At 35.1% G+C, this 25,977-nt stretch carries 27 protein-coding genes; 11 read left to right on the top strand and 16 right to left on the bottom strand.

The window, feature by feature from the left end; genetic code table 11:
• The first annotated feature begins 9 nt into the window (after positions 1 to 9).
• Positions 10 to 255, top strand: coding sequence for a redox-active disulfide protein 2 (locus FLA105534_RS07855; RefSeq protein ID WP_173965469.1), 246 nt, complete (start codon positions 10 to 12; stop codon positions 253 to 255).
• Positions 256 to 469: 214 nt separating this feature from the next.
• Here the strand turns inward: FLA105534_RS07855 and serB are convergent, their stop codons facing one another.
• The 6 genes from serB to FLA105534_RS07825 all read right to left on the bottom strand — a co-directional run bounded on the left by serB (position 470) and on the right by FLA105534_RS07825 (position 4,225).
• Entirely contained in the window at positions 470 to 1,699 is a 1,230-nt protein-coding gene (serB, locus tag FLA105534_RS07850; protein ID WP_173965468.1) for a phosphoserine phosphatase SerB, read from the bottom strand.
• Positions 1,700 to 1,951: 252 nt separating this feature from the next.
• Positions 1,952 to 2,392: a VOC family protein gene (locus FLA105534_RS07845; RefSeq protein WP_173965467.1), complete on the bottom strand. Its 441-nt coding sequence runs from the start codon at positions 2,390 to 2,392 to the stop codon at positions 1,952 to 1,954.
• Between the two features lie 32 nt (positions 2,393 to 2,424).
• On the bottom strand, positions 2,425 to 2,862 hold the full coding sequence (locus FLA105534_RS07840; protein ID WP_173965466.1) for an SRPBCC family protein: 438 nt from the start codon (positions 2,860 to 2,862) through the stop codon (positions 2,425 to 2,427).
• Between the two features lies 1 nt (position 2,863).
• Positions 2,864 to 3,271: a VOC family protein gene (locus FLA105534_RS07835; RefSeq protein ID WP_173965465.1), complete on the bottom strand. Its 408-nt coding sequence runs from the start codon at positions 3,269 to 3,271 to the stop codon at positions 2,864 to 2,866.
• 91 nt (positions 3,272 to 3,362) lie between these two features.
• Positions 3,363 to 3,767 (bottom strand): SRPBCC family protein, encoded by a 405-nt coding sequence (locus tag FLA105534_RS07830; RefSeq protein WP_173965464.1) that lies wholly within the window; start codon positions 3,765 to 3,767, stop codon positions 3,363 to 3,365.
• A 53-nt stretch (positions 3,768 to 3,820) separates the two neighbouring features.
• Positions 3,821 to 4,225 (bottom strand): SRPBCC domain-containing protein, encoded by a 405-nt coding sequence (locus FLA105534_RS07825; protein WP_173965463.1) that lies wholly within the window; start codon positions 4,223 to 4,225, stop codon positions 3,821 to 3,823.
• A 169-nt stretch (positions 4,226 to 4,394) separates the two neighbouring features.
• Here FLA105534_RS07825 and FLA105534_RS07820 point away from each other — a divergent pair, with 169 nt between their 5' ends.
• Positions 4,395 to 5,360: a GlxA family transcriptional regulator gene (locus tag FLA105534_RS07820; RefSeq protein WP_173965462.1), complete on the top strand. Its 966-nt coding sequence runs from the start codon at positions 4,395 to 4,397 to the stop codon at positions 5,358 to 5,360.
• Between the two features lie 162 nt (positions 5,361 to 5,522).
• Here the strand turns inward: FLA105534_RS07820 and FLA105534_RS07815 are convergent, their stop codons facing one another.
• The 8 genes from FLA105534_RS07815 to FLA105534_RS07780 form a co-directional block, all read right to left on the bottom strand.
• The gene (locus FLA105534_RS07815) at positions 5,523 to 6,128 is read right to left on the bottom strand and encodes a murein L,D-transpeptidase catalytic domain-containing protein (RefSeq protein WP_173965461.1); all 606 of its coding nucleotides are present in this window, start codon (positions 6,126 to 6,128) and stop codon (positions 5,523 to 5,525) included.
• A gap of 105 nt (positions 6,129 to 6,233) precedes the next feature.
• Positions 6,234 to 7,466 (bottom strand): ATP-dependent Clp protease ATP-binding subunit ClpX, encoded by a 1,233-nt coding sequence (gene clpX / locus FLA105534_RS07810; protein ID WP_173965460.1) that lies wholly within the window; start codon positions 7,464 to 7,466, stop codon positions 6,234 to 6,236.
• A 174-nt stretch (positions 7,467 to 7,640) separates the two neighbouring features.
• Positions 7,641 to 8,315, bottom strand: a complete 675-nt coding sequence (clpP, locus tag FLA105534_RS07805; RefSeq protein WP_089054473.1) for an ATP-dependent Clp endopeptidase proteolytic subunit ClpP — start codon at positions 8,313 to 8,315, stop codon at positions 7,641 to 7,643.
• Positions 8,316 to 8,552: 237 nt separating this feature from the next.
• Positions 8,553 to 9,875 (bottom strand): trigger factor, encoded by a 1,323-nt coding sequence (locus FLA105534_RS07800; RefSeq protein WP_173965459.1) that lies wholly within the window; start codon positions 9,873 to 9,875, stop codon positions 8,553 to 8,555.
• A gap of 118 nt (positions 9,876 to 9,993) precedes the next feature.
• The gene (locus tag FLA105534_RS07795; protein ID WP_173965458.1) at positions 9,994 to 10,338 is read right to left on the bottom strand and encodes a phage holin family protein; all 345 of its coding nucleotides are present in this window, start codon (positions 10,336 to 10,338) and stop codon (positions 9,994 to 9,996) included.
• A 39-nt stretch (positions 10,339 to 10,377) separates the two neighbouring features.
• Positions 10,378 to 10,869 carry a YdcF family protein gene (locus FLA105534_RS07790; protein WP_173965457.1) on the bottom strand — a complete coding sequence of 164 codons (492 nt, stop codon included), beginning with the start codon at positions 10,867 to 10,869 and terminating at the stop codon, positions 10,378 to 10,380.
• Between the two features lie 39 nt (positions 10,870 to 10,908).
• Positions 10,909 to 11,673 (bottom strand): alpha/beta fold hydrolase, encoded by a 765-nt coding sequence (locus FLA105534_RS07785; protein ID WP_173965456.1) that lies wholly within the window; start codon positions 11,671 to 11,673, stop codon positions 10,909 to 10,911.
• Positions 11,674 to 11,835: 162 nt separating this feature from the next.
• Positions 11,836 to 12,549 (bottom strand): pyridoxine 5'-phosphate synthase, encoded by a 714-nt coding sequence (locus FLA105534_RS07780; protein WP_173965455.1) that lies wholly within the window; start codon positions 12,547 to 12,549, stop codon positions 11,836 to 11,838.
• Positions 12,550 to 12,665: 116 nt separating this feature from the next.
• Between FLA105534_RS07780 and FLA105534_RS07775 the strand changes: the two genes are divergently transcribed.
• The 8 genes from FLA105534_RS07775 (at position 12,666) to murI (ending at position 22,327) form a co-directional block, all read left to right on the top strand.
• Positions 12,666 to 13,325, top strand: a complete 660-nt coding sequence (locus FLA105534_RS07775; protein ID WP_173965454.1) for a CBS domain-containing protein — start codon at positions 12,666 to 12,668, stop codon at positions 13,323 to 13,325.
• 114 nt (positions 13,326 to 13,439) lie between these two features.
• On the top strand, positions 13,440 to 14,327 hold the full coding sequence (locus FLA105534_RS07770) for an NAD kinase (protein WP_173965453.1): 888 nt from the start codon (positions 13,440 to 13,442) through the stop codon (positions 14,325 to 14,327).
• A 173-nt stretch (positions 14,328 to 14,500) separates the two neighbouring features.
• On the top strand, positions 14,501 to 15,190 hold the full coding sequence (porG, locus tag FLA105534_RS07765; protein WP_173965452.1) for a type IX secretion system protein PorG: 690 nt from the start codon (positions 14,501 to 14,503) through the stop codon (positions 15,188 to 15,190).
• 5 nt (positions 15,191 to 15,195) lie between these two features.
• On the top strand, positions 15,196 to 15,936 hold the full coding sequence (locus tag FLA105534_RS07760; RefSeq protein ID WP_173965451.1) for an isoprenyl transferase: 741 nt from the start codon (positions 15,196 to 15,198) through the stop codon (positions 15,934 to 15,936).
• Complete coding sequence (locus tag FLA105534_RS07755; protein ID WP_173965450.1) at positions 15,869 to 18,616, top strand: BamA/OMP85 family outer membrane protein; 2,748 nt, start codon at positions 15,869 to 15,871, stop codon at positions 18,614 to 18,616. Before FLA105534_RS07760 ends, FLA105534_RS07755 begins: the two co-directional genes overlap by 68 nt.
• A 44-nt stretch (positions 18,617 to 18,660) precedes the next feature.
• Positions 18,661 to 19,677, top strand: a complete 1,017-nt coding sequence (locus FLA105534_RS07750) for an OmpH family outer membrane protein (RefSeq protein ID WP_173965449.1) — start codon at positions 18,661 to 18,663, stop codon at positions 19,675 to 19,677.
• A 15-nt stretch (positions 19,678 to 19,692) separates the two neighbouring features.
• A complete protein-coding gene (locus FLA105534_RS07745; protein WP_173965448.1) occupies positions 19,693 to 20,196 on the top strand; it encodes an OmpH family outer membrane protein in 504 nt (167 codons plus the stop codon).
• A gap of 1,354 nt (positions 20,197 to 21,550) precedes the next feature.
• Positions 21,551 to 22,327 (top strand): glutamate racemase, encoded by a 777-nt coding sequence (gene murI / locus FLA105534_RS07740; RefSeq protein ID WP_173965447.1) that lies wholly within the window; start codon positions 21,551 to 21,553, stop codon positions 22,325 to 22,327.
• Positions 22,328 to 22,331: 4 nt separating this feature from the next.
• Here murI and FLA105534_RS07735 read toward each other — a convergent pair whose 3' ends face one another.
• Together FLA105534_RS07735 and FLA105534_RS07730 are read right to left on the bottom strand one after the other, a co-directional pair.
• Positions 22,332 to 23,567, bottom strand: coding sequence for an aromatic hydrocarbon degradation protein (locus FLA105534_RS07735; RefSeq protein WP_173965446.1), 1,236 nt, complete (start codon positions 23,565 to 23,567; stop codon positions 22,332 to 22,334).
• On the bottom strand, positions 23,568 to 24,896 hold the full coding sequence (locus tag FLA105534_RS07730; protein WP_246253192.1) for a DUF4270 family protein: 1,329 nt from the start codon (positions 24,894 to 24,896) through the stop codon (positions 23,568 to 23,570).
• A gap of 232 nt (positions 24,897 to 25,128) precedes the next feature.
• Here FLA105534_RS07730 and FLA105534_RS07725 point away from each other — a divergent pair, with 232 nt between their 5' ends.
• Complete coding sequence (locus FLA105534_RS07725; RefSeq protein ID WP_173965445.1) at positions 25,129 to 25,971, top strand: DUF6268 family outer membrane beta-barrel protein; 843 nt, start codon at positions 25,129 to 25,131, stop codon at positions 25,969 to 25,971.
• Positions 25,972 to 25,977 lie beyond the last annotated feature (6 nt).

The raw sequence follows: 25,977 nt of genomic DNA, 5'->3' as shown, positions 1-25,977 counted from the left end.
CAAAATAAAATGAGCAACAAAAAATTTAGTGAAATGACTACTGAAGAGTTACGTAAAAGCGAAAAAATATCAAAATCAGCCGCGTATGCATTTGTCGTAATTTTTCTTTTATTACTTATCGCTAACATCTACCTTGTATTTTTAAAAGGATTTAGTGCTATTCAAATTGTTCCTATTGCCTTACTGCCACTACTTCTCTTAATTTTTAAGACTTCCAAAGACATTAAAACTGAATTAAAATCCAGAGAAAAATAAGACCCAATACTATTGCCGAATCGCATGAGGGATAGAAGTGAAAATCCTTTTGTGCTGGGGTTCGGCACAAAAGATTGAAGCGTATAGCCCGACCCGCTTTTTCAGCGGGACATGCCCATAAAAAAACCTTAGCTTTTATAAAAACTAAGGTTTTTTTGACTTATTTCAACTGTCGAGTAAAAGGACTTTGACTTCGCTCAGCCTGACGATAGGTTTACATCATATCGATGTACCTGTCGTGGTATCCTAATAAATATAAAACTCCGTCAAGACCCAGGCTTGAAATTGAGGTTGCAGCGTTTTCTTTTACTTTTGGTTTGGCGTGAAAAGCAATTCCCAAACCTGCTAAATTTAGCATTGGTAAGTCATTGGCACCGTCTCCGACCGCTATGGTCTGATTGATGTGAATTCCTTCTTTTTCGGCGATTGCTTTAAGGTATTCGGCTTTTTTCTGACCGTCTACAATATCGCCTATGTATTTACCGGTTAGCTTACCGTCTTTGATTTCCAATCGATTCGCATGAACATAATCGATACCCAATTCTTTCTGTAAATACTCTCCAAAATAGGTGAATCCCCCAGACAATATTGCCGTTTTATATCCGTAATATTTTAAGGCTTTCATCAAGCGATGCGCTCCTTTTGTAATGGGTAAATTGAGGGCAACATTTTGCAAAACATCTTCGCTTAACCCTTCGAGCAAAGCCATACGCTGTTTGAAACTTTCGTTGAAATCAATCTCGCCATTCATTGCCGATTCAGTGATGGCACGAACCTCATCTCCTACTCCGTTCAGCTCAGCCAGCTCATCAATTACTTCGGTCTGAATTAAAGTCGAGTCCATATCGAAGCAAACCAAACGTCTGTTTCTTCTGTAAATATTGTCTTCCTGAAATGAAATATCGACATCCAGAGTTCTGGAAATCTCCATGAAACTTGCCGTCATATGGATCTTATCTACAATTTCGCCGGTCACAGATAATTGTATGCAGGAACGCGGATATTCTTCTATTTCTACAATAGAGGTTCTCCCTGTTAATCTTATAATAGAATCAATGTTCAGATGCTGGTCTGACATTATTTTAGTCACTGCGGCTAGCTGAGAAGCGGTCAGTTTTTCTCCCAGTATATTGATAATGTAACGCTGTTTGGACTGTGATTTTACCCAGTTTTCGTAATCGTCAATAGAGATCGGAATAAATTTTACTTTAATTTCCAATTCATAAGCTTTGAACAGCAAGTCTTTTAAAACCGGGCCCGAGGAGGAACCAGCCTGAATTTCAAATAAAATCCCCAGAGAAAGTGTATCATGAATATCGGCCTGACCAATATCTAAAATATTAGCATCGTAAGTTGCCAATACAGCAGTCAAACCTGCCGTCACTCCTATTTTATCATGTCCTGAAACTTTTAATAAAATAATCTCTTTATCTTCTGTTACCATTTTATCTTTATTGATTTTTCGAAGTGACAAAAATCGACAATCTAAAGTTGATAAAAAAAGATATTGATTGTTTTTTAAAAAGAAAAAGCACCTAAGAATGTGCTTTTTGGAGTAATTTAACAATTATGTTCCGGGATCAAAATAACCTAACTTTTTTAATCTAAGATCTGTTTTTTTTTACCAAAGATTTCAAGGATCAGAATACTGAATCCTTGAAATCTTTTTGGTTGTGGATAAAATTAGAGATATCTATTAACCCTGCATATTTTCGTCAAAGTTTACCATCCAGCTTACACCGAATTTATCTTTAAACATTCCGAAATAAGCTCCCCAAAAGGTTTTCGCCATTGGCATAAAAACGGCTCCTCCTGCTGAGAGTCCGTTGAAAATTCGATCTCCTTCTGCTGCGCTGTCAACATTTATCGAGATTGAAAAATTCCCACCAAAAACTACATCTCCTGATTGTTCACTACTATCACTTCCCATTAAGATTGTATTACCAATTGGCAAAGAAACGTGCATGATTCGGTTGCCATCTTTTTCAGATACCGGACCACATCCTTCTTCACCTGCCGGCATTTCATTAAATCTTCCAAGAAACGGAAATTCTCCTCCAAAAACGGATTGATAAAATAGAAATGCTTCTTCACAATTTCCGTTAAAAATTAAATAAGGATTTACTGCTGTTGCCATGATATTTGTTTTTTTTGTTTGTTGTTTGTTTTTTATTGTTCTGAAAGTTCTTTGGCTGTTTCCAGTCCTTTAGGAAAGGCTTCTTTAAAATAATCGATGTATTTTTCGACTACATCTACCTGAGCAACTAAATCGGTAAATTCGTCATCGGCTGTTAATCGATACGTTTCCATGGCACCTGTCCACTTTTTGGTTTCTTCATCAAGAGGCAATTCTTGAAAGTCTTTGATTTCGCCTATATGTTTAAAAGCCATATACTCATTTGGAATTTTCGTTTCAATAACACTATTCATTCCTTCTCCATTTGGAGACAAGAAATGTATTTTATCCCCCTGATTCCATTCGCTTATTGCGTATGAACCTTCACAAAAAGATCCTGTCCACTTCCTATACGTTTCCTCATTCCATAAAACCGACCAGACTTTCTGTACCGGAGCTTTAATTCTAATTTTAAATTCTAAAGTTTCCATACTATGATAGTTTACTAAAATCCATAAATAATACGTTCCAACGATGACCGTCTAAATCCGCAAAACCGCAACCGTACATCCAGCCCTGACTTTCTGCTGCTGGAGCAAAAACAGTTCCTCCGGCCTCTTTAACTTTTTGAGCCAATTCATTGACCTCGGCAATACTTTCGGCATCAATCGAGATCAAAACTTCTGAACTTGTTTGGGTATCGGTAAGTTTATTTTGAGAAAAACTGGCAAACAATGCTTCTTCAAAAAGCATCACTACAAATTTTCCTTCTCCAACCACCATGCAAGTCGAACTTTCTGTATCGTGTTCTTCATTAAAAGAGAATCCTATTTTTGAAAAAAAAGCTTTTGATTTTGCCACCTCTTTTACTGGCAAATTCAGCCATATTTGCTTTGTCATTCTTACTGCTTTTAAAATTAAATTCTTTCTCTGTGATGTCAATCGGCGCCTTTGTCACTTTGTCACTTTGCCTCTTTGAACCTTAAAAAAACTAATTGCTCTCCGTATAACTTTTAAAATTATCCATGATCGCCTGCCAGCCACCGCGTTGCATTTCTTCCGGATTTTGCGTTTCAGGATCAAAACTTTCAATGACCTCTACCCCGTTTGCTGTTTCTTTAAAAGTAATTTCTACTTTTCTTCCATCTTCTAAAACATACTCAATTGCTTTATTTTTTTCTACTACAATGTATTCGCCTCCAAAATCAAAACTCATACTACCATCTTTTGCAGCCATAGTCGATGAAAATTTCCCTCCTACTCTCAGATCATTTTCAGCATGAGGTGTATGCCAGTCCGGAGAAGCAAAATTCCATTTTGTAATGTGTTCCGGTGCCGTCCAAAATTCCCAAACTTTGTCTACTGATGCATTAATCGTGTTTTGTACTGTTATCATTTTATTGCTTTTTTAGTTATACTTTTTAAATTGGTTCTTGTTCCGTTTTTTATTTAGTTATTTTCAACATAGTTTTTAAAACAGTCTATCACGGCCTGACACCATTGCTTTTGCATGTTTTCAGGATTTTCTGTTTCAGGTTGAAATTTTTCTGTAAGAATTACTTTTTCATCATTTTCTTCAAAATGAACACTTCCGATTCTGTTATCAGATAGTTGATACTCTATTTCTGAAAAAGTTTCTACCCTCGTATAAACTCCTTCAAAATCAAAAGTGGCAGTTCCGTCTTTCGCAGCCATCGTATATTTGAATTTACCTCCAACTCTCAAATCATTTTCAACATAAGTTGTATGCCAGTCTGGAGAACCAAAACTCCATTTTGTTATGTGTTTCGGCTTTGTCCAAAATTCCCAAGCTTTGTTTACAGTTGTATTAATGGTGCTTTGTACTGTTATCATTGTTTATTTATTAAAATCAAAGATGTTTCTTTATAAAATTACAAATTATTTAAAGCAAATTTAATTTTTTAAGATTAGCTTTAAGTTACATTAAAAGTCATTTTTAGGGTCATTTAAGACAAAATACTTACTTTTGTAGACTATCATTTTTCTAAAAACAAGTACTATCATGACTAAGAAAGTAGGATTAATTGTTCCGCACGACTATAAATTACTAAGTATAGCGGCCATTTTAGAAGTTTTTGAAACCGCTAATAAACTCTCTAAAGAAAACGAGAAGCCTTTTGAGATTATGGTATTTCAATCGACAGAACAAATCAATGAAGGACATTTGTTTGGGTATAAGGTTAATCCGATTGAAGATTCTAATACAATCCTCGAACTTATTTTGATCCCCGCTTTTACTACTGATAATATGAGCGAAATGATTGCAAAGAACAAAAACTTTATTCCCTGGCTGAAAAAACACCACCAGTCCGGAGCCGAACTGGCCAGTTTTTGTACCGGTGCCTTTTTGTTTGCAGCTTCGGGTTTGCTCAACGAAAAGTTAGCCACAACACACGTTGATGCCTGCAGCGCTTTTACCAAAGCATTCCCGCTAGTAAAATTAAAACCAGAGGAGACTTTAACCGCAGATGGCAGTTTATACACTAGCGGAGGCTCTACCTCAACCTTTCACTTACTGATTCTTCTAGTTCAAAAATACTGTGGAAATGAAATTGCGGTTCAAATTGCGAAGATTTTCTCGATCGACCTAAACCGATACAAGCAGAGTTATTTCAGCACCTTTAGACCCAACCATTTGCACAATGATACTTTAGTTGCCATGCTGCAGCAAAAAATAGAAAGCCAATACCATACAATCGAAAAACTAGAAGAAATTACAAAAGACATCCCTACGAGCACTCGTAACATGACTAGACGGTTCAAGCAAGTTACGGGTATCCCGCCAATTGAGTACTTGCAAAATATAAGAGTGGAAAGCTCTAAAAAATATCTGGAACAAACCCAACTTTCGATTTCTGAGATTATTGAGAAAACAGGCTACAATGATCCCAAAGCCTTTAGAAAAGTATTTTTTAAAATGGTGGGCATGAAACCTATTGAGTATCGGGAGAAGTTTAGGGTGCAGTAATCTTTTTCAGGAGCAGAAAAATCATTTTTCAAAACAACCCGTTGTCCCGCTCTACACTATATCTTTTACTGCGAACACCGCAGTAAAAGGATACCGTTTCGATCAGGGCTATTTTAACCATTTCAATTTCATTACAACCAAAAGACAAAATCTTTTGAAAGCTTAGGATTTAATAATCCACATCAAAACTTTTTTATTTGCTTTCAAAAGTCCATCAATTTCCTTCATATTCTCATTAGAGACAGCTGGACAACCCCAACCTTCGGGTGTTCCTTTCGGGTAAACTTCATGGCTTGAAATGGCATCCCAGGAATGCAAAACTATCGCCCGATTTCTGGCATTTGAATTTGACTTCTCTTTTCCCTGTAATATATAATTGACTTTAATTCCCCATTGACTTACTCCGCGATCTAAAATAACAAACTTACCTGTTGAAGAACAATGCGAGTCGAATTTATTGCTTATAACCGCATTATCTTTTGATGAAGTTCCTCCCCAGTTGTTATCACCGCAACCATGACTTACCATATATGATTGTACTATTTTATTTTTCTTAAAGTCATAAACAAAGAATCTCTTGAGACCGGAATGAACACCTAAATCTATTAAGAAAAATGTATCCTGATTTAGATTATTATGTTTGCAATATTGTTGTGCTTCTTTATAATAAGCACTGTAATTGATTTCTTTGGTTTCGCTGCGAAGTCTCTCTTTTTTATTAAAAGAAAACAAGACCAACATAATGACTAGGCACAATATTTTTTTCATGTCGCCAATTTACATAAAAATGAAAACAATTTCAAAAAAACAAAAAAACCTGTCCGAATTAACGAACAGGTTTTAATAAACTACTTTTGATCTAATTTTAGAAACTTACGAAGCGATTTCCATGCGTTTCAATAGATTTTTATTTAAAGTATGTTTTGCATAATCTTTGTCGATGCTTAAAACTTTATCATCTGAACTTGGCAATTCGTACATGGCATCGGTTAAAATTGCTTCGCATAACGAACGCAATCCACGTGCTCCTAATTTGTATTCTAATGCTTTGTCGACAATAAAATCTAATGCTTCGTCTGTGATTGTAAACTCAACATCATCCATTAAGAATAATTTTTGATATTGTTTTACTAAGGCATTCTTAGGCTGTGTCAGAATTGCACGCAATGTTTCTTTATCTAACGGATCCATATGCGTTAAAACCGGTAAACGCCCTATAATCTCAGGAATCAATCCAAAATCTTTAATATCTTTTGGAATGATGTATTGCAATAAATTGTCTTTATCAATGTTATCTACATTTTTAGAAGTCGAATATCCAACAGCCTGACGGTTCAAACGTTTAGAGATGATACGTTCAACACCATCAAAAGCACCACCTGCAATAAACAGGATGTTTTGTGTGTTTACTTCAACAAATTTTTGGTCCGGATGTTTACGTCCTCCTTTTGGTGGTACGTTTACAACGGTTCCTTCCAATAATTTCAATAAAGCCTGTTGCACTCCTTCACCGGAAACGTCACGCGTAATGGATGGATTATCGCTCTTACGGGCAATTTTATCAATCTCATCAATAAACACTATCCCTCTTTCGGCTTTGGTTACATCATAATCGGCGGCTTGTAGTAGACGTGTCAAAATACTTTCAACATCTTCTCCTACATACCCTGCTTCTGTAAGCACAGTTGCATCAACGATAGCCAAAGGAACATCTAACATTTTAGCGATCGTTTTCGCCACTAATGTTTTTCCTGTTCCGGTTTGTCCCACCATGATGATGTTACTTTTTTCAATCTCTACTTCGTCGTCTAATTGCTGTTGCATTAAACGTTTGTAGTGATTGTAAACAGCAACCGACATTACTTTTTTAGTCTGATCCTGGCCAATAACATATTGATCCAAGAAAGCTCTGATTTCTTTTGGTTTCTTTAAAATTAAGTCCCCAACAAGTTTTGCGCTTCCGCTTGATTTTAATTCTTCTAATACAATTCCATGTGCCTGTTCAATACACTTATCACAGATATGTGCATTAATACCTGCAATCAATAAATTGGTTTCTGGCTTTTTTCTTCCACAAAACGAACATTCTAATACTACTTTAGCCATTCTTTTTTAGTTACTAAGCTGCAAAGTTACTAAGTTTCTGAGATTTATTACTAAAACCTTAAAAACTTAGCAACCTCTTAACTTTTTATTTTTTTGTTTCAAGTGTAATTTTGTTTCAATTTTCAAAGTTTCAAGTTAATCTTAGAACCTTAGCAACTTTGAGTCTTAAAAAAATTATCCTCTTCTTAATACTTCATCAATCATTCCGTATTCTTTTGCTTCATCAGCAATCATCCAGTAATCACGTTCACTGTCTTTGTGTACTTTATCAAAAGTTTGTCCTGAATGTTGAGAAATAATGTTATACAATTCATCTTTCAGTTTCAACATTTCACGTAAATTGATTTCCATATCCGTTGCAACTCCCTGAGCTCCTCCTGATGGTTGGTGAATCATTACTCTTGAATGTGGTAAAGCCGAACGTTTACCTGCTGCTCCTGCACATAATAATACCGCTCCCATAGAAGCTGCCATACCGGTACAAATTGTTGCTACGTCTGGTTTAATATATTGCATGGTGTCATAAATTCCTAATCCTGCATAAACACTTCCTCCAGGAGAATTTAGATAAATTTGAATGTCTTTTGAAGCATCAGCACTTTCTAAAAATAATAATTGTGCCTGAACGATATTCGCAATCTGGTCGTCGATACCTGTTCCTAAAAAGATAATTCTGTCCATCATTAATCTCGAAAAAACGTCTAATTGAGAAATATTCAACTGACGCTCTTCAATAATGTATGGAGTCATATTAGTTGGGTTCATTGCAGCTATGATTTTATCATAGTACATCGCGTTTACTCCCTGGTGCTTTGTAGCAAATTTTTTAAATTCTTTACCGTAGTTCATATTTTTAGTTTAAAGTTTGAAAATCTAAAGTCAGAAAGTGACTTAAACGGATAAGACAAAGTTCATACCTTTTTACAAAGGATGCCAATTTGTCTTACTTTTTTGTTTCAGGTTTCAAGTTTCAGGTTATCTACCATTCGTTCCAACAAAAACCCGGAACGTGAAACAGAATAAACTTAAAACAAAAAAGAGCGTCAGAAAAACTCCTGACGCTCAAATATACTTATTTTTTAGAAATTATTCTCCGTATGAAGCGGCAATAAATTCTTCGTAAGTTACTTCTTTTGTTGTTGGATTTGCTTTTTCTTTAAACACTTCCAATAGTTTTTCAGCTACTACCTGCTCAGAAAGTCTTTTCACTTCTTCCTGGTTAGATAAAACTCTTGCAACAATTCCCTGAACTTCTTCGTCAGTTGGATTTGTTTGTCCAAATTGAGCCATTTGCTGTCTGATTGCGTTTGTTGTAAAAGCTTTCAAATCTTCAAATGTAATTTGGATATTGCTTTGAGCCATAGCTTTTCCTTCAATCAATTGAAAACGTAATCCTTTTTCAGATCTTGCGTATTCAACCTCAGCTTCTTCTGCAGAAAGTTTTTTCTCTCCAACAGTTTGCAACCATTTTTTAAGAAATTCAGCCGGTAAATCAAATTTTGTGCTTTCGATTAGGAAGTCCTGAACGTCTAACAATAATTTTTGGTCAGCTTGCTGTGCGAATTGAGCTTCAGCATCTTCTTTAATTTTAGATTTTAAATCTTCTAAAGAAGCTACTTTTCCTTCACCAAAAAGTTTATCAAATAATTCTTGGTTCAATTCTGCCAATTCAGCTCCGTTGATGGCACTGATAGTAAAGTTTACTTCGATATCTAAACCATGAACATCATCATGACCTACTTTTAAGTAATCCATTAATTGGTGATCGTCTTCGAATAAACCTTTTGTACTTACTGCTACAACATCACCTACTTTTTTACCAATGAATTTATCAGCAGTCGCTTTGTTGAATGTAGATAAAGCAATTGTAGTTGTATTGTCGATTCCTTTTTCTTCGTTAGAGAAAGTTCCTGTCAAATCAGAATCAGCAACTACCGCTTCTTGTGGAATTGCTTTTCCAAATTGTTTTTGGATACGCTCTACCTGACCGTCGATTAATTTATCGTCAGCAGTTACGATGTATTTTACGATATTGTTTTTAGCTTCTAAATCAATTTCGAAGTTTGGCACTAAACCAATTTCGTATTCAAAAGTTAATTCTTCAGCATCCCAATCAAAGTTTTCGTTTACTTTAGCAAGTGGAGTTCCTAAAAGATTTAATCTCTCAGATTGAACAAAACGCTCTAAAGCCAAATCAACTACTTTTTTAACTTCTTCTTGCTTAATAGCTTTTCCATATTGTTTTTCAACAAGGTCTTTAGGAACTTGTCCTTTTCTAAAACCTTTTACAGTAGCCAATGGCATTTTTTCGTTTATTCTTTTTGCTACCTGACCTTTATAATCCATGTGAACAACTGTCATTACAATTGTTTCATTCACAGCGTCTGTTGCTATTCTTTTAATATCCATCTTCTTCTTTAATTTACATAATAAAATTGGGTTGCAAAATTATAAAATTTTTGCAACCCAACCAAGTTTTTAATCTATTGTATTTGAATACGTTTTCATCACGCTCTCTCTATTTATTTTAATTGTCGTCTCCTACTATTTTGTAAGTAATAGACTGAAGGATAGACAAGATGACACTAAAGAACAATGCTGTCCAAAACGAATCAACAGCAAACCCCTTGACAATATTGGTACAAAACATAATAATAATCGCGTTTATAACCAACAAAAACAAACCTAAAGTAATAAGTGTAACAGGTAATGTTAAGATGATTAATATTGGTTTTATAAACAGATTCAACAATCCTAAAACAATCGCAACAATTATTGCTGTGCCAAAACTGGTAACAATTACGCCAGGTAGAAATTTAGCGATTAACAACACCAAGCCTGCGGTAACAAGGAGTCTAAGTAATAGTTTCATATTTTTATGATTTAAAATTTTATTTAAAAGTAGTAAAATTTAATAATATAAACCTTTAGTTAAAATTCCGCTGATGGCTTTTTTTTCGTGAGCCAGTAATTTCTCTTTTTCCTCATCAGGCATATCGTGTTGTACTCCTGCATATTCTATAGCATCAAATCCTAAAATTTCATCAAAAATAAGTTTCACCCTTTCCACATGATAGTCAGAAGTAATCACAACAATTGAATTTAAACCATGCTTTAACACTATTTCTTTTGACAGTACAGCATCTTCAACCGTATTAGCGGACAATGCCGGTTCTAAAAAATTTTCCAAACTAAGCCCGTTGTTTAGTAAATGCCTCATAGCATAATCAGCATGCGGACGGGGAGCATTATTAAAATGTTCTCCAAAACCGCCTGTACAAATAACACAATGCTCTTTAGTCTTAAAAATATCCAGACAATAACTTAGTCTGTCTAAAGCAATTTTACCTAAATCTCCATCTTCTGAATTTGGAGATCCTAATACAATTACAACTTTCATCATTTTTTAAATGAAACAGAATTTACAGCCTGAAATCAGAACCTACTCTTTCAAAAAGGTAGCTGTCAATTCAAAAAACAATTTCGGATTTTCGGCATGCAGCCAGTGTCCCGCGTTAGGAATGGTTTCGAATTTCGCATTTGGAAAATGCTTCCGTATGGCGTCAAAATCCGAATCTAAAATATAACCTGAATCTCCTCCTCTAATAAATAAGGTATCTTGATCAAAAACCAAACCATCAGCCAGTGCTTTTCCGATAGCATCCAGATTGTTATTAAAAACAGCCAGATTGAATCTAAAAGCCAACTGCCCCGGTGCTGCCCAATATAAATTTTTCAATAAAAACTGTCGGGTACCAAAATCAGGAACATATTGAGCAACGATTGCCTCAACATCATTACGGCTTGGCTTTACCGAAAAATCCACCGCATTTAAGCCTGCCAAAATATCCTGATGGTGTTGCTTGTAAAATCTTGGACCAATATCGGCTACAATTAATTTATCAACTATTTCAGGATATGTAGTCGCAAAAAGCATGGCTACTTTCCCCCCCATTGAATGTCCTAAAAGATCTATTTTATTCAAATGATTGGCCTGACAATATTCAAACACGTCCTGTACCATCACCTCATAAGACCATTCGTCTGAATGAAAACTGCGGCCGTGATTTCTTAAATCCAAAAGATGAACCTGAAAACCGGCATCGACATATTGTCCAGCAAGTGTTTTCCAGTTATCAGACATCCCTAAAAATCCGTGCATGATGACGAAAGGTTTTCCTTCCCCTTCTATTTTCGAATATAACATTTATTATGATTTTAAAAACTGCTCACAAAGGTAAAAAAAGTTTATGTAGCAATCCTTAAACTAATTAGGCTTCATAAGGCAGCTTTATCAGAAAAAAAACACCTTTCTAAGATCCGTGCCCAATTTTTAGATTCTAAAATTAACCACGGATTATTACTTCAATTACTTCAACTTATTCAGATACATATTTACTACGTTATCCAAACCAAGATAAAGTGCTTCCGAAATTAAAGCATGACCAATAGAAACTTCCAATAATCCCGGGATATTCTGTTTAAAGAACTGGATATTATCCAAACTCAGATCATGACCTGCATTAATTCCTAAATCCAGCTCATTCGCCAATTTTGCAGCTTCAATATAAGCATCAATTCCTTTTTTATTCCCTAAGCCATATTGATGCGCAAAAGCCTCTGTATACAATTCAATACGATCTGTTCCTGTTTTTTTTGCTCCTTCAATAACCTCCAGCACCGGATCAACAAAAATCGAAGTTCTGATTCCGTTGCGCTGAAACTCCTGAATAACTTCGGTTAAGTAGGATTGATTAGCTACAGTATCCCAGCCTGCCGACGAGGTAATGGCTCCAATAGCATCAGGAACCAAAGTTACCTGTGTTGGTTTACATTCTAAAACCAAATCGATAAAATTATGCTGCGGATTTCCTTCAATATTATATTCGGTATGTACAATTGCTTTTAAATCGCGTGCATCCTGATAACGAATATGACGCTCATCCGGACGCGGATGAATCGTGATTCCCTGCCCTCCAAAATTCTGAATATCGGTCGCAACTTTTAATAAATCAGGAACATTTCCGCCACGTGCATTTCGCAACGTTGCAATTTTATTGATATTTACACTTAACTTTGTCATATAAATAGATAATTAATTCTAGTAACACTATATTTGTTACGACAAAAATACAAAGTAAAACGTAGCGTTTTTTGCTATTTTTTGATTATTTTGCATGAAATATCTTCAATAGATCTATGACAGAAATTACAAACTATATCACCAATGATTTCAGAGCGATTGATAGTCAGGAAACGATAGCATCGGTTCAGGACTTTTTTGCTGATTTGAATTTTTCGCATTTTCCGGTTTTGGAAAACGGAATTTTTATTGGAAGTATTGCCGCTGATGATGTCGAAACTTTTGACACAGACAAAAAAGCAATTGACTACAAATACACTTTAGAACGTTATTTTGCCCGAAAATCGATGATATGGCTCGATGTTTTAGAAGTATTTGCAAAAAACCACACCAATACAGTTCCAGTGCTTGACGAAAACAATGCCTATATTGGTTATTATGAAATAGAGGACATCATGAAATTCTTTCATGAAACTCCATTCTTAAAAGAGCAAGGCGGTATTATTATCGTTCAAAAAGGACTTTTGGATTACTCAATGGGGCAAGTTACTCAAATTATAGAAAGCAATAATGGTAAGATCCTAGGTTGTTTTATCTCTGAAGCTGATTTAGAAAATGTTCAGATCACCATAAAAATTGGCATTGGACCGATGAATGAAATTATTCAGACGTTTAGACGATACAATTACGAAATCATCTCAGAACATCAGGAAGACGCCTATATCAACAGCTTAAAAGAACGTTCAGATTATCTGGACAAATACCTAAATATATAAAAGTATTACTGTGCCAATGAGCAAATTAGTTGATTTAATAATCTTTACATTGACTAATTATCTAATTAACACATTGACTCATTATCTAATTCCCTCATTATCTAATTACAAAGAATGAAAGTAGCCATTTACGGGCAGTATTACCAAAACAGTACAGAGCCTATTATTAAAGACATTTTTATTTTTTTCAATTCCAATAATGTCGAAATGGTAATTGAAGAAAACTTCCTGAAGATGCTTTACGAAAAAAACATCGTTAAAAAAGAATACAAAACCTTTTCTTCTACTACCTCGTTAGATCATAGTTTTGAAATGCTTATTAGTATTGGTGGTGACGGAACCATTTTAAGAGCTGCGACTCTGGTACGCAATTCAGGCCTTCCTATATTAGGTATCAACGCAGGAAGATTAGGATTTCTGGCAACCGTTCCAAAAGAAAGTATTGATAATTTTCTACAATTTATCATCGACAAAAACTACACCATCTCCGAAAGAACTTTATTAAGCTTAACTTGCGATCCTAAAAACGACGCCATAGAAGACGATTTAAACTTTGCAATGAACGAAGTCACAGTAAGCCGAAAAGACACCACGTCTATGATTACAGTTGAAACTTATTTAAACAATGAGTATTTAAATTCGTATTGGGCAGATGGCTTAATAATCTCAACACCTACAGGTTCAACAGGCTATTCCTTAAGTTGCGGAGGCCCTATTTTGACCCCAAATGTCGAAAGCTTAGTAATCACTCCTATTGCGCCTCATAATTTAAACGCCAGACCATTGGTAATCCCGGACAATACCGAAATCAAACTTCGCGTTACCGGAAGAGAAGATCAATATTTAGTCTCTTTAGATTCCAGAATCACTTCTATAAAAAATGAATCCGTTTTAAAAATCAAAAAGACCGATTTTAAAATAAAAATGGTAGAAATACCGGGCGAAACTTTCTTAAAAACCTTGAGGAACAAGCTGCTTTGGGGAGAAGACAAAAGAAATTAAACTGTTTTCTGAATTAGCACTATACGATAATGCTACATTTTCCCGTTCTTCATATAGCGAATCATCATTAAATAGCTCAAAATCATATTGTAAATTGAAAAAAAAGCACATTTATCTAAACAAACTTTGATTCGAATCGATAATTATTATATTTGCACGCAATTTTGAATTAAATGAAGAAAATTTTTAATTTATTGTTATGTTTTTTCCCCTTTATTACACTAAATGCTCAAATCAATGAGATTGGTGTTTTTTTAGGCGGAAGTAACTTTGTAGGAGATGTAGGCAAAACTACCTATATTGCACCGGAAAAACTGGCTTTTGGTGTCTTATACAAATGGAATAAAAGTCCGCGTCACTCCTATCGTTTCTCGTATACACAATCAACCGTTACAGGAAACGATTTCGATTCATCTGAAACAGGAAGAAACAGAAGAGGCTATAGCTTTAAAAATAATGTAAAAGAACTTTCAGCTGGTCTGGAATTCAATTTTTTCGACTTTAATCTGCATGATTATCACAGAAAAGTAACTCCGTATATCTTCTCCGGGCTTAACTTCTTTATGTACGACAAATTGTATCGCTTTACATCAAGTCCAACCGTAACACAATCTATAAGTTCAAGTTCGTTTGCCATACCTATTATATTAGGTATAAAATCAAACATAACTCCAAGTATTGTTCTGGCAGCTGAAGTTGGAGCACGATATACTTTTACAGATGCTATGGACTCCAGCAATCCAAATACAAAAAACACAAACATATTACAGTTTGGAAATTTAAATAATAATGATTGGTATGTCTTCTCTGGTATTACTTTAACTTATACCTTTGGAGAAAAACCTTGCTATTGCGCAGAATAATAAAAATGAATTTAATAGAATCAATAGATCAAACAAATTTACCTCAACATCTGGCCATAATTATGGACGGGAATGGCCGTTGGGCAAAACAACAAGGTTTTTTAAGAGCATTTGGTCACGAAAATGGAACAAAATCTGTAAAAAACACCATAAAAACATGTGCCAAACTTGGTATTGAATACCTGACACTATACGCTTTTTCGACAGAAAACTGGAATCGTCCGAAACTGGAAGTCGAAGCATTGATGAAAATTTTGATCAATTCATTAAAAAAAGAACTTGGAACCCTGCAGGAAAACAACATCAAACTTAATGCAATTGGGAATCTTGAGAAATTACCAAAATCAGCTCAAAAAGAGCTCTTGGATGTAATCGACAAAACAAAAAATAACACCCGTCTTACCTTAACCCTGGCTTTAAGTTACGGATCAAGAGAAGAATTGGTAAATGCCGTGAGAATCATCAGTGATAAAGTTAAAAATAATATAATTTCAATAGACGCTATTGACGATTCAATTATAAATGAGCATCTTTACACGCAAAATTTACCTGACGTAGATTTATTAATAAGAACAAGTGGAGAGCATAGAATAAGTAATTTTTTGCTATGGCAAATCGCCTATGCAGAACTATATTTTACTAATGTCTTATGGCCAGACTTTAAAGACCAAGATTTATATGAGGCTATTATTAGTTATCAAAAAAGAGAACGTAGATTTGGAAAAACCAGTGAACAAATTAAATAATATTTTAGTGTTGCAAAAAAGAATACAAATAGTCTTTACCCTGCTTCTTTTGGGTAGTTTTTCACAAATTAAAGCACAAGAAAGAGTTCCTTTTGATCAGGGAAAAAAATATATTCTTGCTAAAGTTTCTGTTGTTGGTAAAATAAGCTTTAACGAACAAACCGTTGTTACTTTCTCTGGCCTTCAAAAAGGACAAGAAATAGCAGTCCCGGGTGAAGAAATCAGTGGCGCTATTAAAAAATTAGGCAAACTTGGCCTTTTTGACGAAATCTCTTTTTATATTAACAAAATCGACAACGACAGTATCTATCTGGATCTGAACATTGTCGAACTTCCCAAACTAAATGAAGTCAAATTTGTTGGTATTAAGAAAAATAAAATCGAAGGATTAATTAAGGACAACAATTTGACCAAAAACAAAATTGTCAACGAAAACTTAATCACGACAACCAAAAATTATATTGAAAATAAATATAAAAAAGAAGGTTTTTATAACACCAAAGTTACCATTACCAATACTCCTGACAGTACTGCAGGTAATCATGTAAACATGCTTGTACGGATAGATAAAGGAGATAAGGTCAAAATTAGCAGTATCGATTTCACCGGAAATAAACAGCTTAGCGGAAATCAGTTGCGAGCTGCAATGAAAGATACCAAACAAAAAAACATACTCCGTATCTTAAAATCTTCCAAATTCATCCCTGAAAAATACAAAACTGACTTAGAAAAAGTCGTTGCTGCTTATAAAGAAAAAGGATATCGTGATGCCCGTATTATCTCTGATTCTGTTAAATACGACAAGAAGAAAAATATGCTGGCCATCAAAATTAATGTGGAAGAAGGAAACAAATACTACTTCGGAAACATCAAATTCTTAGGAAATACTGTTTACTCTGATCAATTATTAAACCGTTATTTAGGAATCAAAAAAGGAGAAACCTACAATGGTGTTTTATTGGAAAAACGTATCGCCGACAAGACAAAACCTGATGCAGAAGACATCACAAACTTATATCAAAACAACGGTTACCTGTTCTCTAACATCAACGCTGTAGAGGTAAAAACAGTTAACGATACTATCGATTTTGAAATTAGAGTTACAGAAGGTCCTATCGCCTACTTCAACAAAATATCGGTTGTAGGAAATGATAAAACAAACGATCACGTTATTTATCGCGAATTAAGAACTAAACCGGGAGAAAAATACAGTAAAGAACAATTAGTACGAACAATTCGTGAAATTGGACAATTAGGATTCTTTGATCCTGAAGCCATTGATCCAAAATTCAAAAATGTTGATGCTTCAGCAGGAACTGTTGACATTGAATACCATGTTGTAGAAAAAGGATCCAGCCAGGTCGAACTTCAAGGAGGTTATGGCGGTGGAGGTTTCATCGGAACACTGGGATTATCATTTAACAACTTCTCAGCAAGAAACCTTTTCAACAAAGAATCGTACAAACCATTACCAATGGGAGACGGTCAAAAAGTAGCACTTCGTTTACAAGGAAGTACTTACTTTCAAACTTATAGTGTATCGTTCTCGGAGCCATGGTTTGGAGGAAAAAAACCTGTACAATTTAGTTCTTCTATTTCATATAGTAAGCAATTCCTAAACAATTTCGCTACCAGAAGCGTAGATAAAAGCAAAAGTTTTAACATCTTAACTTTACAAGTTGGTTTAGCTAAAAGACTTACTGTGCCGGACGATTACTTCGTATTGTCACAATCTGTAAGTTACCAACACTATGATTTGAACAATTATAATACAGGATTGTTTACCTTTGGTAACGGAGCGTCAAGAAACTTAGCATATACTATTGGACTATCGAGAAGTAATAAAGGGGTTAACCCAATATTCCCAACCTATGGTTCAGACTTTAGTATTTCTGCAAAAATAACCCCTCCTTATTCGTTGTTTAACGGAATTGATTACGGTGATTTAAAAAATCAAAAAGAATACAAAACACAATATACTGGAGCCCCAACTTCTGGTGCAGACGGAAGACCTTTGAACACCGGAGATTACACCAAAACAGAAACAGTAAACGGACAACCGGGAATGGTCAGTGTAGGTTCTGATTATGCAAGTGCAGATACTGACCAGGGTAAAGTGGATCAAAAAAGATACAATTGGCTTGAATATTATAAAATTAAATTTAAAGGAGAATGGTATACCAAACTTTATGGTAAATTAGTAATGCGAACTTTAACAGAGTTTGGATTCTTGGGAGCATACAATCAGGCAAGAGGTGTTGTACCTTTTGAACGTTTCTACTTAGGAGGAAGTGGGCAGCAGAACTATTCAATGGACGGTAGAGAAAATGTTGGATTAAGAGGCTACGACGACAACTCTCTAACTCCGGTAAATGCAAATGGAGATCAGATTGGAGCTACAATCTATAACAAGTTCTCTATGGAATTGCGTTATCCGATTACATTAAAAGCTTCTGCATCGATCTATGCATTAGCATTTTTAGAAGCGGGTTCATCATACCCAACTTTTAAAGCTTACAACCCATTTGATCTGAACCGTTCTGCGGGTGTTGGTTTACGTGTATTCATGCCGGCCTTTGGATTATTGGGTATTGACTGGGGTTACGGTTTCGATCCTCAACCGGGAGAGACTAAGGCGCATGGTAAAGAAATTCACTTTATTATCGGACAACAATTTTAAAAAAAAACAATAGTTGGTTAAAAATTTTCAAATAAAGTAATGTTATGAGAAAACAATTTTTATTTATATTTTTAGCCCTGATTGTAGCAAATACAAGTCAGGCTCAAACAAGAACGACAAGGATTGGCTACATCGATATGGAGTATATTTTGGAAAATGTTTCTGATTACAAAGAAGCAAAAGCACAATTAGAGCTAAAGGCTCAAAAGTGGAAACAAGAAATAGAAACAAAAAAAATAGACATCAATAATCTTAAAGAAAGTCTTAAAGCCGAAAGAGCTTTACTGACAAAAGAGCTTATTGACGAAAAAGAAACAGAGATTAAATTTCTCGAAACTGAAATGATGGATTACCAGCAAAAGCAATTTGGTTCTGACGGTAATTTAATGCATCAGAAAGCAGGATTAGCAAAGCCTATACAAGATCAGGTTTTTACAGCCGTGCAGGATATTGCCGAAGCAAAAAATTACGATTTTATATTTGACAAATCATCTGATTTAACAATGCTCTTTAGCAATAAAAAGTACGACATTAGCGATCAGGTTATTCGTATTTTGAACCGAACTGAAAAACGCGAACAGCTGTCTAAAAAACAATTGAAAGATCAGGAAACTAAAGAAAAACTGGAAAACGCAATTGATGAGAATCCAGAGATGGCTAACCGCCAAAAAACGTTGGATGATAAAAAAGCTGCCAGATTAAAATTGCTTGAAGACAGAAGACTTGAGCAGGAAGCCAAGAAAAAAGAATACGATGACAGGAGAAAAGCATTAGCAGCTGAAAGAGATGCCAAAAAAAATGGCACGGTTTCTGAACCTGCGAAAACAGAACCAGTCAAAACAGAAGGTACAACAGCTAAACCTGCTACTACCACTGTCACACCAACTGAAGGAACAACACCGGCTCAACCGGCAGTGAATAAAGCTGAAGAAAGACAAAAACTTTACGAACAACGTAAAAAAGAATTAGAAGACAGAAGAAAGAAAATTTTAGAAGAAAGAGAAGCGGCCAAAAAAGCAAAAGAAGCCGAAATGCAAAAATCAAATACGACCAATAATTAATTAATATTTTTAAAAATGATGAAACAAATCAAAACTTTACTAATTGCTGCAATACTAGTTTTAGGAGCAAGTAACACAATGAATGCGCAAGCTAAGGTAGCTCACGTTGATGTTAGCGAGATTATGTCGAAAATGCCTGCAATGCTAGATGCTCAAAATCAACTACAAAAATTAAGTGGTACATATGATGCTGAATACAAAAAAATGGTTGACGAATATCAAGTAAAAATCAAAAAATACGAAGGAGAAGCTGCAACTGTAACTGACGCTGTAAACGGAGAACGTTCTAAAGAAGTTCAGGACATGCAAAAAAGAATTGTTGACTACAGAGACAACGCTCAAAAAGAATTACAACAAAAAGAAACTGACATCGTAAAACCATTAATGGAAAAAGTAAGAGCTTCTATCCAAAAAGTTGGAAAAGCAAAAGGTTTCCAATACGTATTAGACGGTTCTACTTTATTATTAGCTGATGGTCCAAACATCACTGCTGATGTAAAAAAAGATTTAGGATTCTAATAAACGAATTCTTTACATAAAAAACGGTCCGTACACTTAAAGTACGGACCGTTTTTTTATACAATCTACTCCAACCGTAAAAAACCTGCAGATCTAGGCACGTTTTACACAGTGAGCTATATTAAGCCGAAAAAACTACCATCCTTCATAATGTATCTTACGGCACAAAAACGAACAAAAGTTTAGTCCCTACGGGACATTTGTGCAAGTAGACTATAATCCCTGGCCACCAACATATAATCTCTCCGAGATACCCCCTATACTCTACTCTTTTAGGAGTCAAATATCGGTAACCAAAAAACAAAAATGTCCCATAGGAACTAAACCTTACTACAAGAAAATGTAGCAAGGCAAACCCAATCTAATCCCTTCAGAACATCCACATTAGACAGACTTGTTTAAGAACATGTAATCTCTCCGAGATATATCCCATACTCTACTCCTTTAGGAGTCAAATATCGGTAACCAAAAAACAAAAATGCCCCATAGGGACTAAACCATACTACAAGAAAATGTAGTAAGGCAAACCCAATCTAATCCCTTCAGAACATCCATATTAGACAGACTTGTTCACAAACATGTAATCTCTCCAAGATATATCCCATACCCTACTCCTTTAGGAGTCAAATATCGGTAACCAAAAAACTCAAAAAACAAAAATGTCCCATAGGAACTAAACCTTACTACAAGAAAATGTAGCAAGGCAAACCAAATCTAATCCCTTCAGAACATCCATATTAGACAGACTTGTTCACAAACATGTAATCTCTCCGATATATATCCCATACTCTACTCCTTTAGGAGTCAAATATCGGTAACTCAAAAAACAAAAATGTCCCATAGGGACTAAACATACTACAAGAAAATGTAGTAAGGCAAACCCAATCTAAGCCCTTCAGAACATCCATATTAGACAGACTTGTTCACAAACATGTAATCTCTCCGATATATCCCCCTTCATACTCTACTCCTTTAGGAGTCAAATATCGGTAACTCAAAAAACAAAAATGTCCCATAGCAACTAAACCATACTACAAGAAAATGTAGTAAGGCAAACCCAATCTAATCCCTTCAGAACCCCCACATTAGACAGACTTGTTCACAAACATGTAATCTCTCCGAGATATATCCCATACTCTACTCCTTTAGGAGTCAAATATCGGTAACCAAAAAACTCAAACAAAACAAAGATGTCCCATAGGGACTAAACCATACCGCAGTAAAAACCTCATCAGCACTACCACAAAAAACAAATTTTGCGTCTTGGTGTCTTTGCGAGTAAAAAAACAAAACATCCTAAGATTTCCTTTTAATTGACATCCGCATTTATTTCAAAAAACATTAAATTTGTACTATGACAAACAACAATCCTATAGGCGTTTTTGATTCTGGTATTGGAGGAACTTCCATCTGGAACGCCATTCATGAGTTACTTCCAAACGAAAAGACCATTTATTTAGCCGACAGTAAAAATGCTCCTTACGGTCAAAGAACAAAAGAAGAGATTGTTGCTTTAAGTAAAAAAAATGTTGATTTTTTACTGGAACAAAACTGTAAACTAATTGTTGTAGCCTGTAATACGGCAACAACCAATGCAATTCGTGAGCTTCGCGCTGATTATGATATTCCCTTTATCGGAATTGAACCGGCTATTAAACCGGCTGCCACCAATTCGAAAACACAGGTCATCGGAATATTAGCGACCAAAGGAACCTTAAACAGTGAATTGTTTAATAAAACTGCCGAAATGTTCCAACATACTACTATTATTGAGCAAGTGGGCTACGGACTCGTTCAGCTTATTGAAGACGGGAACTTATATTCTCCGGAAATGACTCAATTACTGGAATCCTACCTACAACCTATGATTGATGCCAATATCGATTATCTTGTTCTGGGCTGCAGTCATTATCCCTATTTGATTCCGCAAATCAAAAAAATTCTTCCTGAACACATCCGCATCATTGATTCGGGAGAAGCTGTTGCAAGACAAACGCAAAATATCCTGCGTGAGACAGTTGGTTTTACCACCAACCCAAAAAGTGAACCTGTATTTTACGTCAATTCAAATCCTGAAGTTTTAAAATCGATTTTAGAATACAAATATCCCGTGATCGAAAAGGATTTTTAAAGCCTTATTCAAATTTTCGTTTGACGAACCAAATTCCGTCCAAAGATAAATTAAGAGATATTTTATGATAGTTTTCTTTGATTAGATTATCCGAAATCCTTCCCCTTTGTCCGTACGAATAAGAAATATTTAAAGATGAATTTGTATTTTCGATGGGTAAAGTAAGCCCTATCGAAATTGCGGCATTGTTGATTCTTTTTCCGTCGATTTCCAGATAACCGGTATCAAAGTTTGCTCCCGCAGCATACTGAACCCTATCCCAGTATTTACGGATATTTTTTCTCCCACTGTAGGTAAATCCCAAAGCAAATCGATCCTGGTTTACAAAATTACCGTACAATTCCGATTGATTGGTATTACCCCACAGGCTTTTTTCATAATCCAGCGTCATGTTTAAATTGCTCCTAAAACGCTTACTGATTCCGATACCCATTTCTAAAGGCATATAATAATCATCTGTATCCGAAACTACATTAGACTCTATTGTTGTCACTACATCATCGGCAATGGTCTGAACGGTTTGTACTTTGGACGCCTTTATCTGGCTTGGCACTTTAAAAGTTGTTGCAACGGTAAAAGTAGAATCAATTTGGTACTGAGCACCTAATGTTGCACGCAGACCATTGTAATTTGTTTTTTTTTGAATGCTTGTGACGGAATTCATGATTAAAAAACTTCTGTTGTCGGTTGTATTTCCAAACAGCACAGATGCCGAAGCTCCAACGGATAATTTCTTACCGAATCGGTAGCCATAAGACAAATCTAAATTATTTAATCCGCCGGAACCTGCCGCAGTTAAATAATAAAAATCCTGACTGTTTCCTATTGGTAATTTTAAGTTCGAAATTTTAAAAGCCGCACTCGAGTATGGACGTATCGCGATAGTAAATCCTGAATTTTTAGTTACCGGAAAAGCAAACGCCAAATGTGAAAATTGAAAATTATTACGACTTTCGCTTCGTGAACTGCCTTGATAAGTGGTCGAAATGGCTTTTCCTCCAATATCAAACATAAAATGGTACTGTGGCAGATACCCTAAGGAAGCTGGATTTAGATTATTGATAAAAGTAGCAGACGGTAAAGCAATTCCCGAAGATCCAATAGACGGAATATCTCCAAAATCGGAGTCATACACACTTCCTAGACCATATAACGAATAAGGAGAACTTGAAATACTTTGAGAAAACGAAGTAAGCGACATCAAAATGAGACAGCTTAAACAGATAATTTTAGTTTTCATTTAATAAGAGATGTAATAAATTTTAAGCTGAAGTTTATTGTTCAAATGTTTTTGATCACCTAAAACAATCCGATTCACTGTTTTGGAAATTCCGGGTAAGGTGAGAATAAGAGAGGACCTGATATTAGATTGTTTCAACATTTCTTTCTGCAGGAAATAACCAATCGGAATCGAATAACCAACATTTTCATTAAACTCATCACTCTTCTTATTCAAAAGACCAAATACTGCAGTTCCGGCTGAATTGACCAATGAAGTACTAATTCGGTTTAAGTTGTCGCTTACATAAATTTTTAAAGAATCTGCCAGTGGGTATTTTTCTGAGTAGGTATTGTTAACCGCTTTTAGAACCAATTGCGCATCAACAATTGCCCCATTAGCCGAAATATTCTTCAATTGTTTAATGTTTGGAAAATCAATCCTACAAGCGACTCCGGTACCAGCTTGAATAAACCCCTGTCGATTGGTCAATGAACTTGATAATTTACTATTCGAGGCCGGCAAATTTTGAATTATTGTCCCGGTTTTATCCGAAGAAATAGAATTAAATTGCTTTTGTGCATCTGAAATTTCAAAATCAATGATGTACGGAATTTCCTCAGTATTTGCCTGATATTTTGAATAATACAGCCGCACTTTACTCGTCGCCACATGAAAGCCAATAACACTTCCTGAATTTGAAGTAGACGGAACAAGAACTAGCCCTTTTAAATATTCATTAAAACTATCAAAATCTGTGATTTCTCTCTTCTTGAGTTTCTGAAAAAGTGCGGCTCCAAAAGCACTGCTCATCTTAATATTAACAGAATCCTTCTCAACTGGTCTGGGTTTGAATGAAATAGCGCCCAGACTTTCATCACTATAACTTAAAACCGAATTGTTATAAAAATTGTAATTCTCAGTATTGGGTTTTACTTTCTGAATCAGTCGATGAATATGAAATGTTTGCACTCTGGTGGTATCCCCATAATAGTACTTATCGTATTTAAGAATCATCGAAATGGAATCAAAAACATAGTTGGTAGTTTCCGTATCAGATCCGTCATTTTTTAAAGTATAAGAATCTGAAGCCAGTTGAAAATAACTGTTCGATTTTACTTTTCCATAAATCGGGTCTTCATAATTCCCAACCAAAATCCGCTTTTGATTGGAAGTAACCAAAGAGTCAAAGTTTATTGTTGACACCTCTACACTCATGGTATCAATCAAAATAACCTTATTACCTACAGCCAGATAATCGGATCCAACCACAAACTCGCCTGCATCCGAATCGGTTCCGCATGAAAACAGGCCGATCGCTAAAAACAACATCAATATATACTTGTGCATAATCTAATTTTTTGAACAAATATAAACGCCCCTCTTTCGCGCTGCATCATAACATATACAGTCCTGCTTTTTTGCACTATAAACAGCCATAAATCATCTATAACAGATCAATCACCAGTCAATACCCTATTCAGCCGTAAAAACGGCTGTTTAGTCTATCAAAAATAGCCATACATATATCTTCTTTTTTTTAAAACTATTAGCCTCCTACTTTTGAACCAATAAATAAACAATGAAAATAAGAATCCTAATTAGTTCGATTCTGTTGATTTCGTTTTTTAGTATGAAAGCTCAGGAGCAAATTGAAATTAACCTTAGTTTAAAAACGGAACCAACAAATAAAATTGATTTCACCCAAAGCAGTATTGACATTTTCTACAGCAATAAATTGGATGGTAAAACCAAAATAACAAACACATTAGAATATTCGAATCTGAGTGCGAATTATGAATTAGAGAGTTACAAAACGAGAGAAGATGAAGAACAATTCAATCAAATTCAAAACAAATTTGAGATTTCACATGATCTTTCAAATACAATGAATTTGAATTTTTTGATTACCCCAACGCTAAATTTTCAAAGTAATGCGGATCTGAGCGATCTTTCTCTTTTGGGAAGTTTAGAAATGAGTCAACAGTTCAATTCACGAGCAAGCCTTAAGATTGGAATTGCGAGATCGACTGCACTGGGCAATGCTAAGTTCTTACCTATAGTGTCTTTCCTCTATACATTTAACAATGAAAACAGTTTGCAAATTGGTTTTCCGGATTCAAAGATTACCTACTCGAATACTGTCCGCAACAAATTTAGACTGACCAATAGTTTTAATGGTAGTTTTTATCATTTAAATGCCACAAATCAATCGATTAACAATGCTGTAAAAACTACTTTATCACAAATGACTACAGCATTTGAATATGAAAGAAATGTAGACGAAAACTGGTTTCTCAATTTTAAAGCCGGATATGATTTTAACAAAAAATACAACCTGATTGACAGAGACAATCATAAAGTCTACGATTTTAATCCTGGTAACGGATATGTCTTGGGAATTGGCATCAAATACAAACACTAAATAAAC

The sequence above is a fragment of the Flavobacterium collinsii genome (assembly GCF_902804485.1).
Lineage (GTDB): Bacteria > Bacteroidota > Bacteroidia > Flavobacteriales > Flavobacteriaceae > Flavobacterium > Flavobacterium collinsii.
This window is presented reverse-complemented; position numbering and strand designations above follow the sequence as displayed.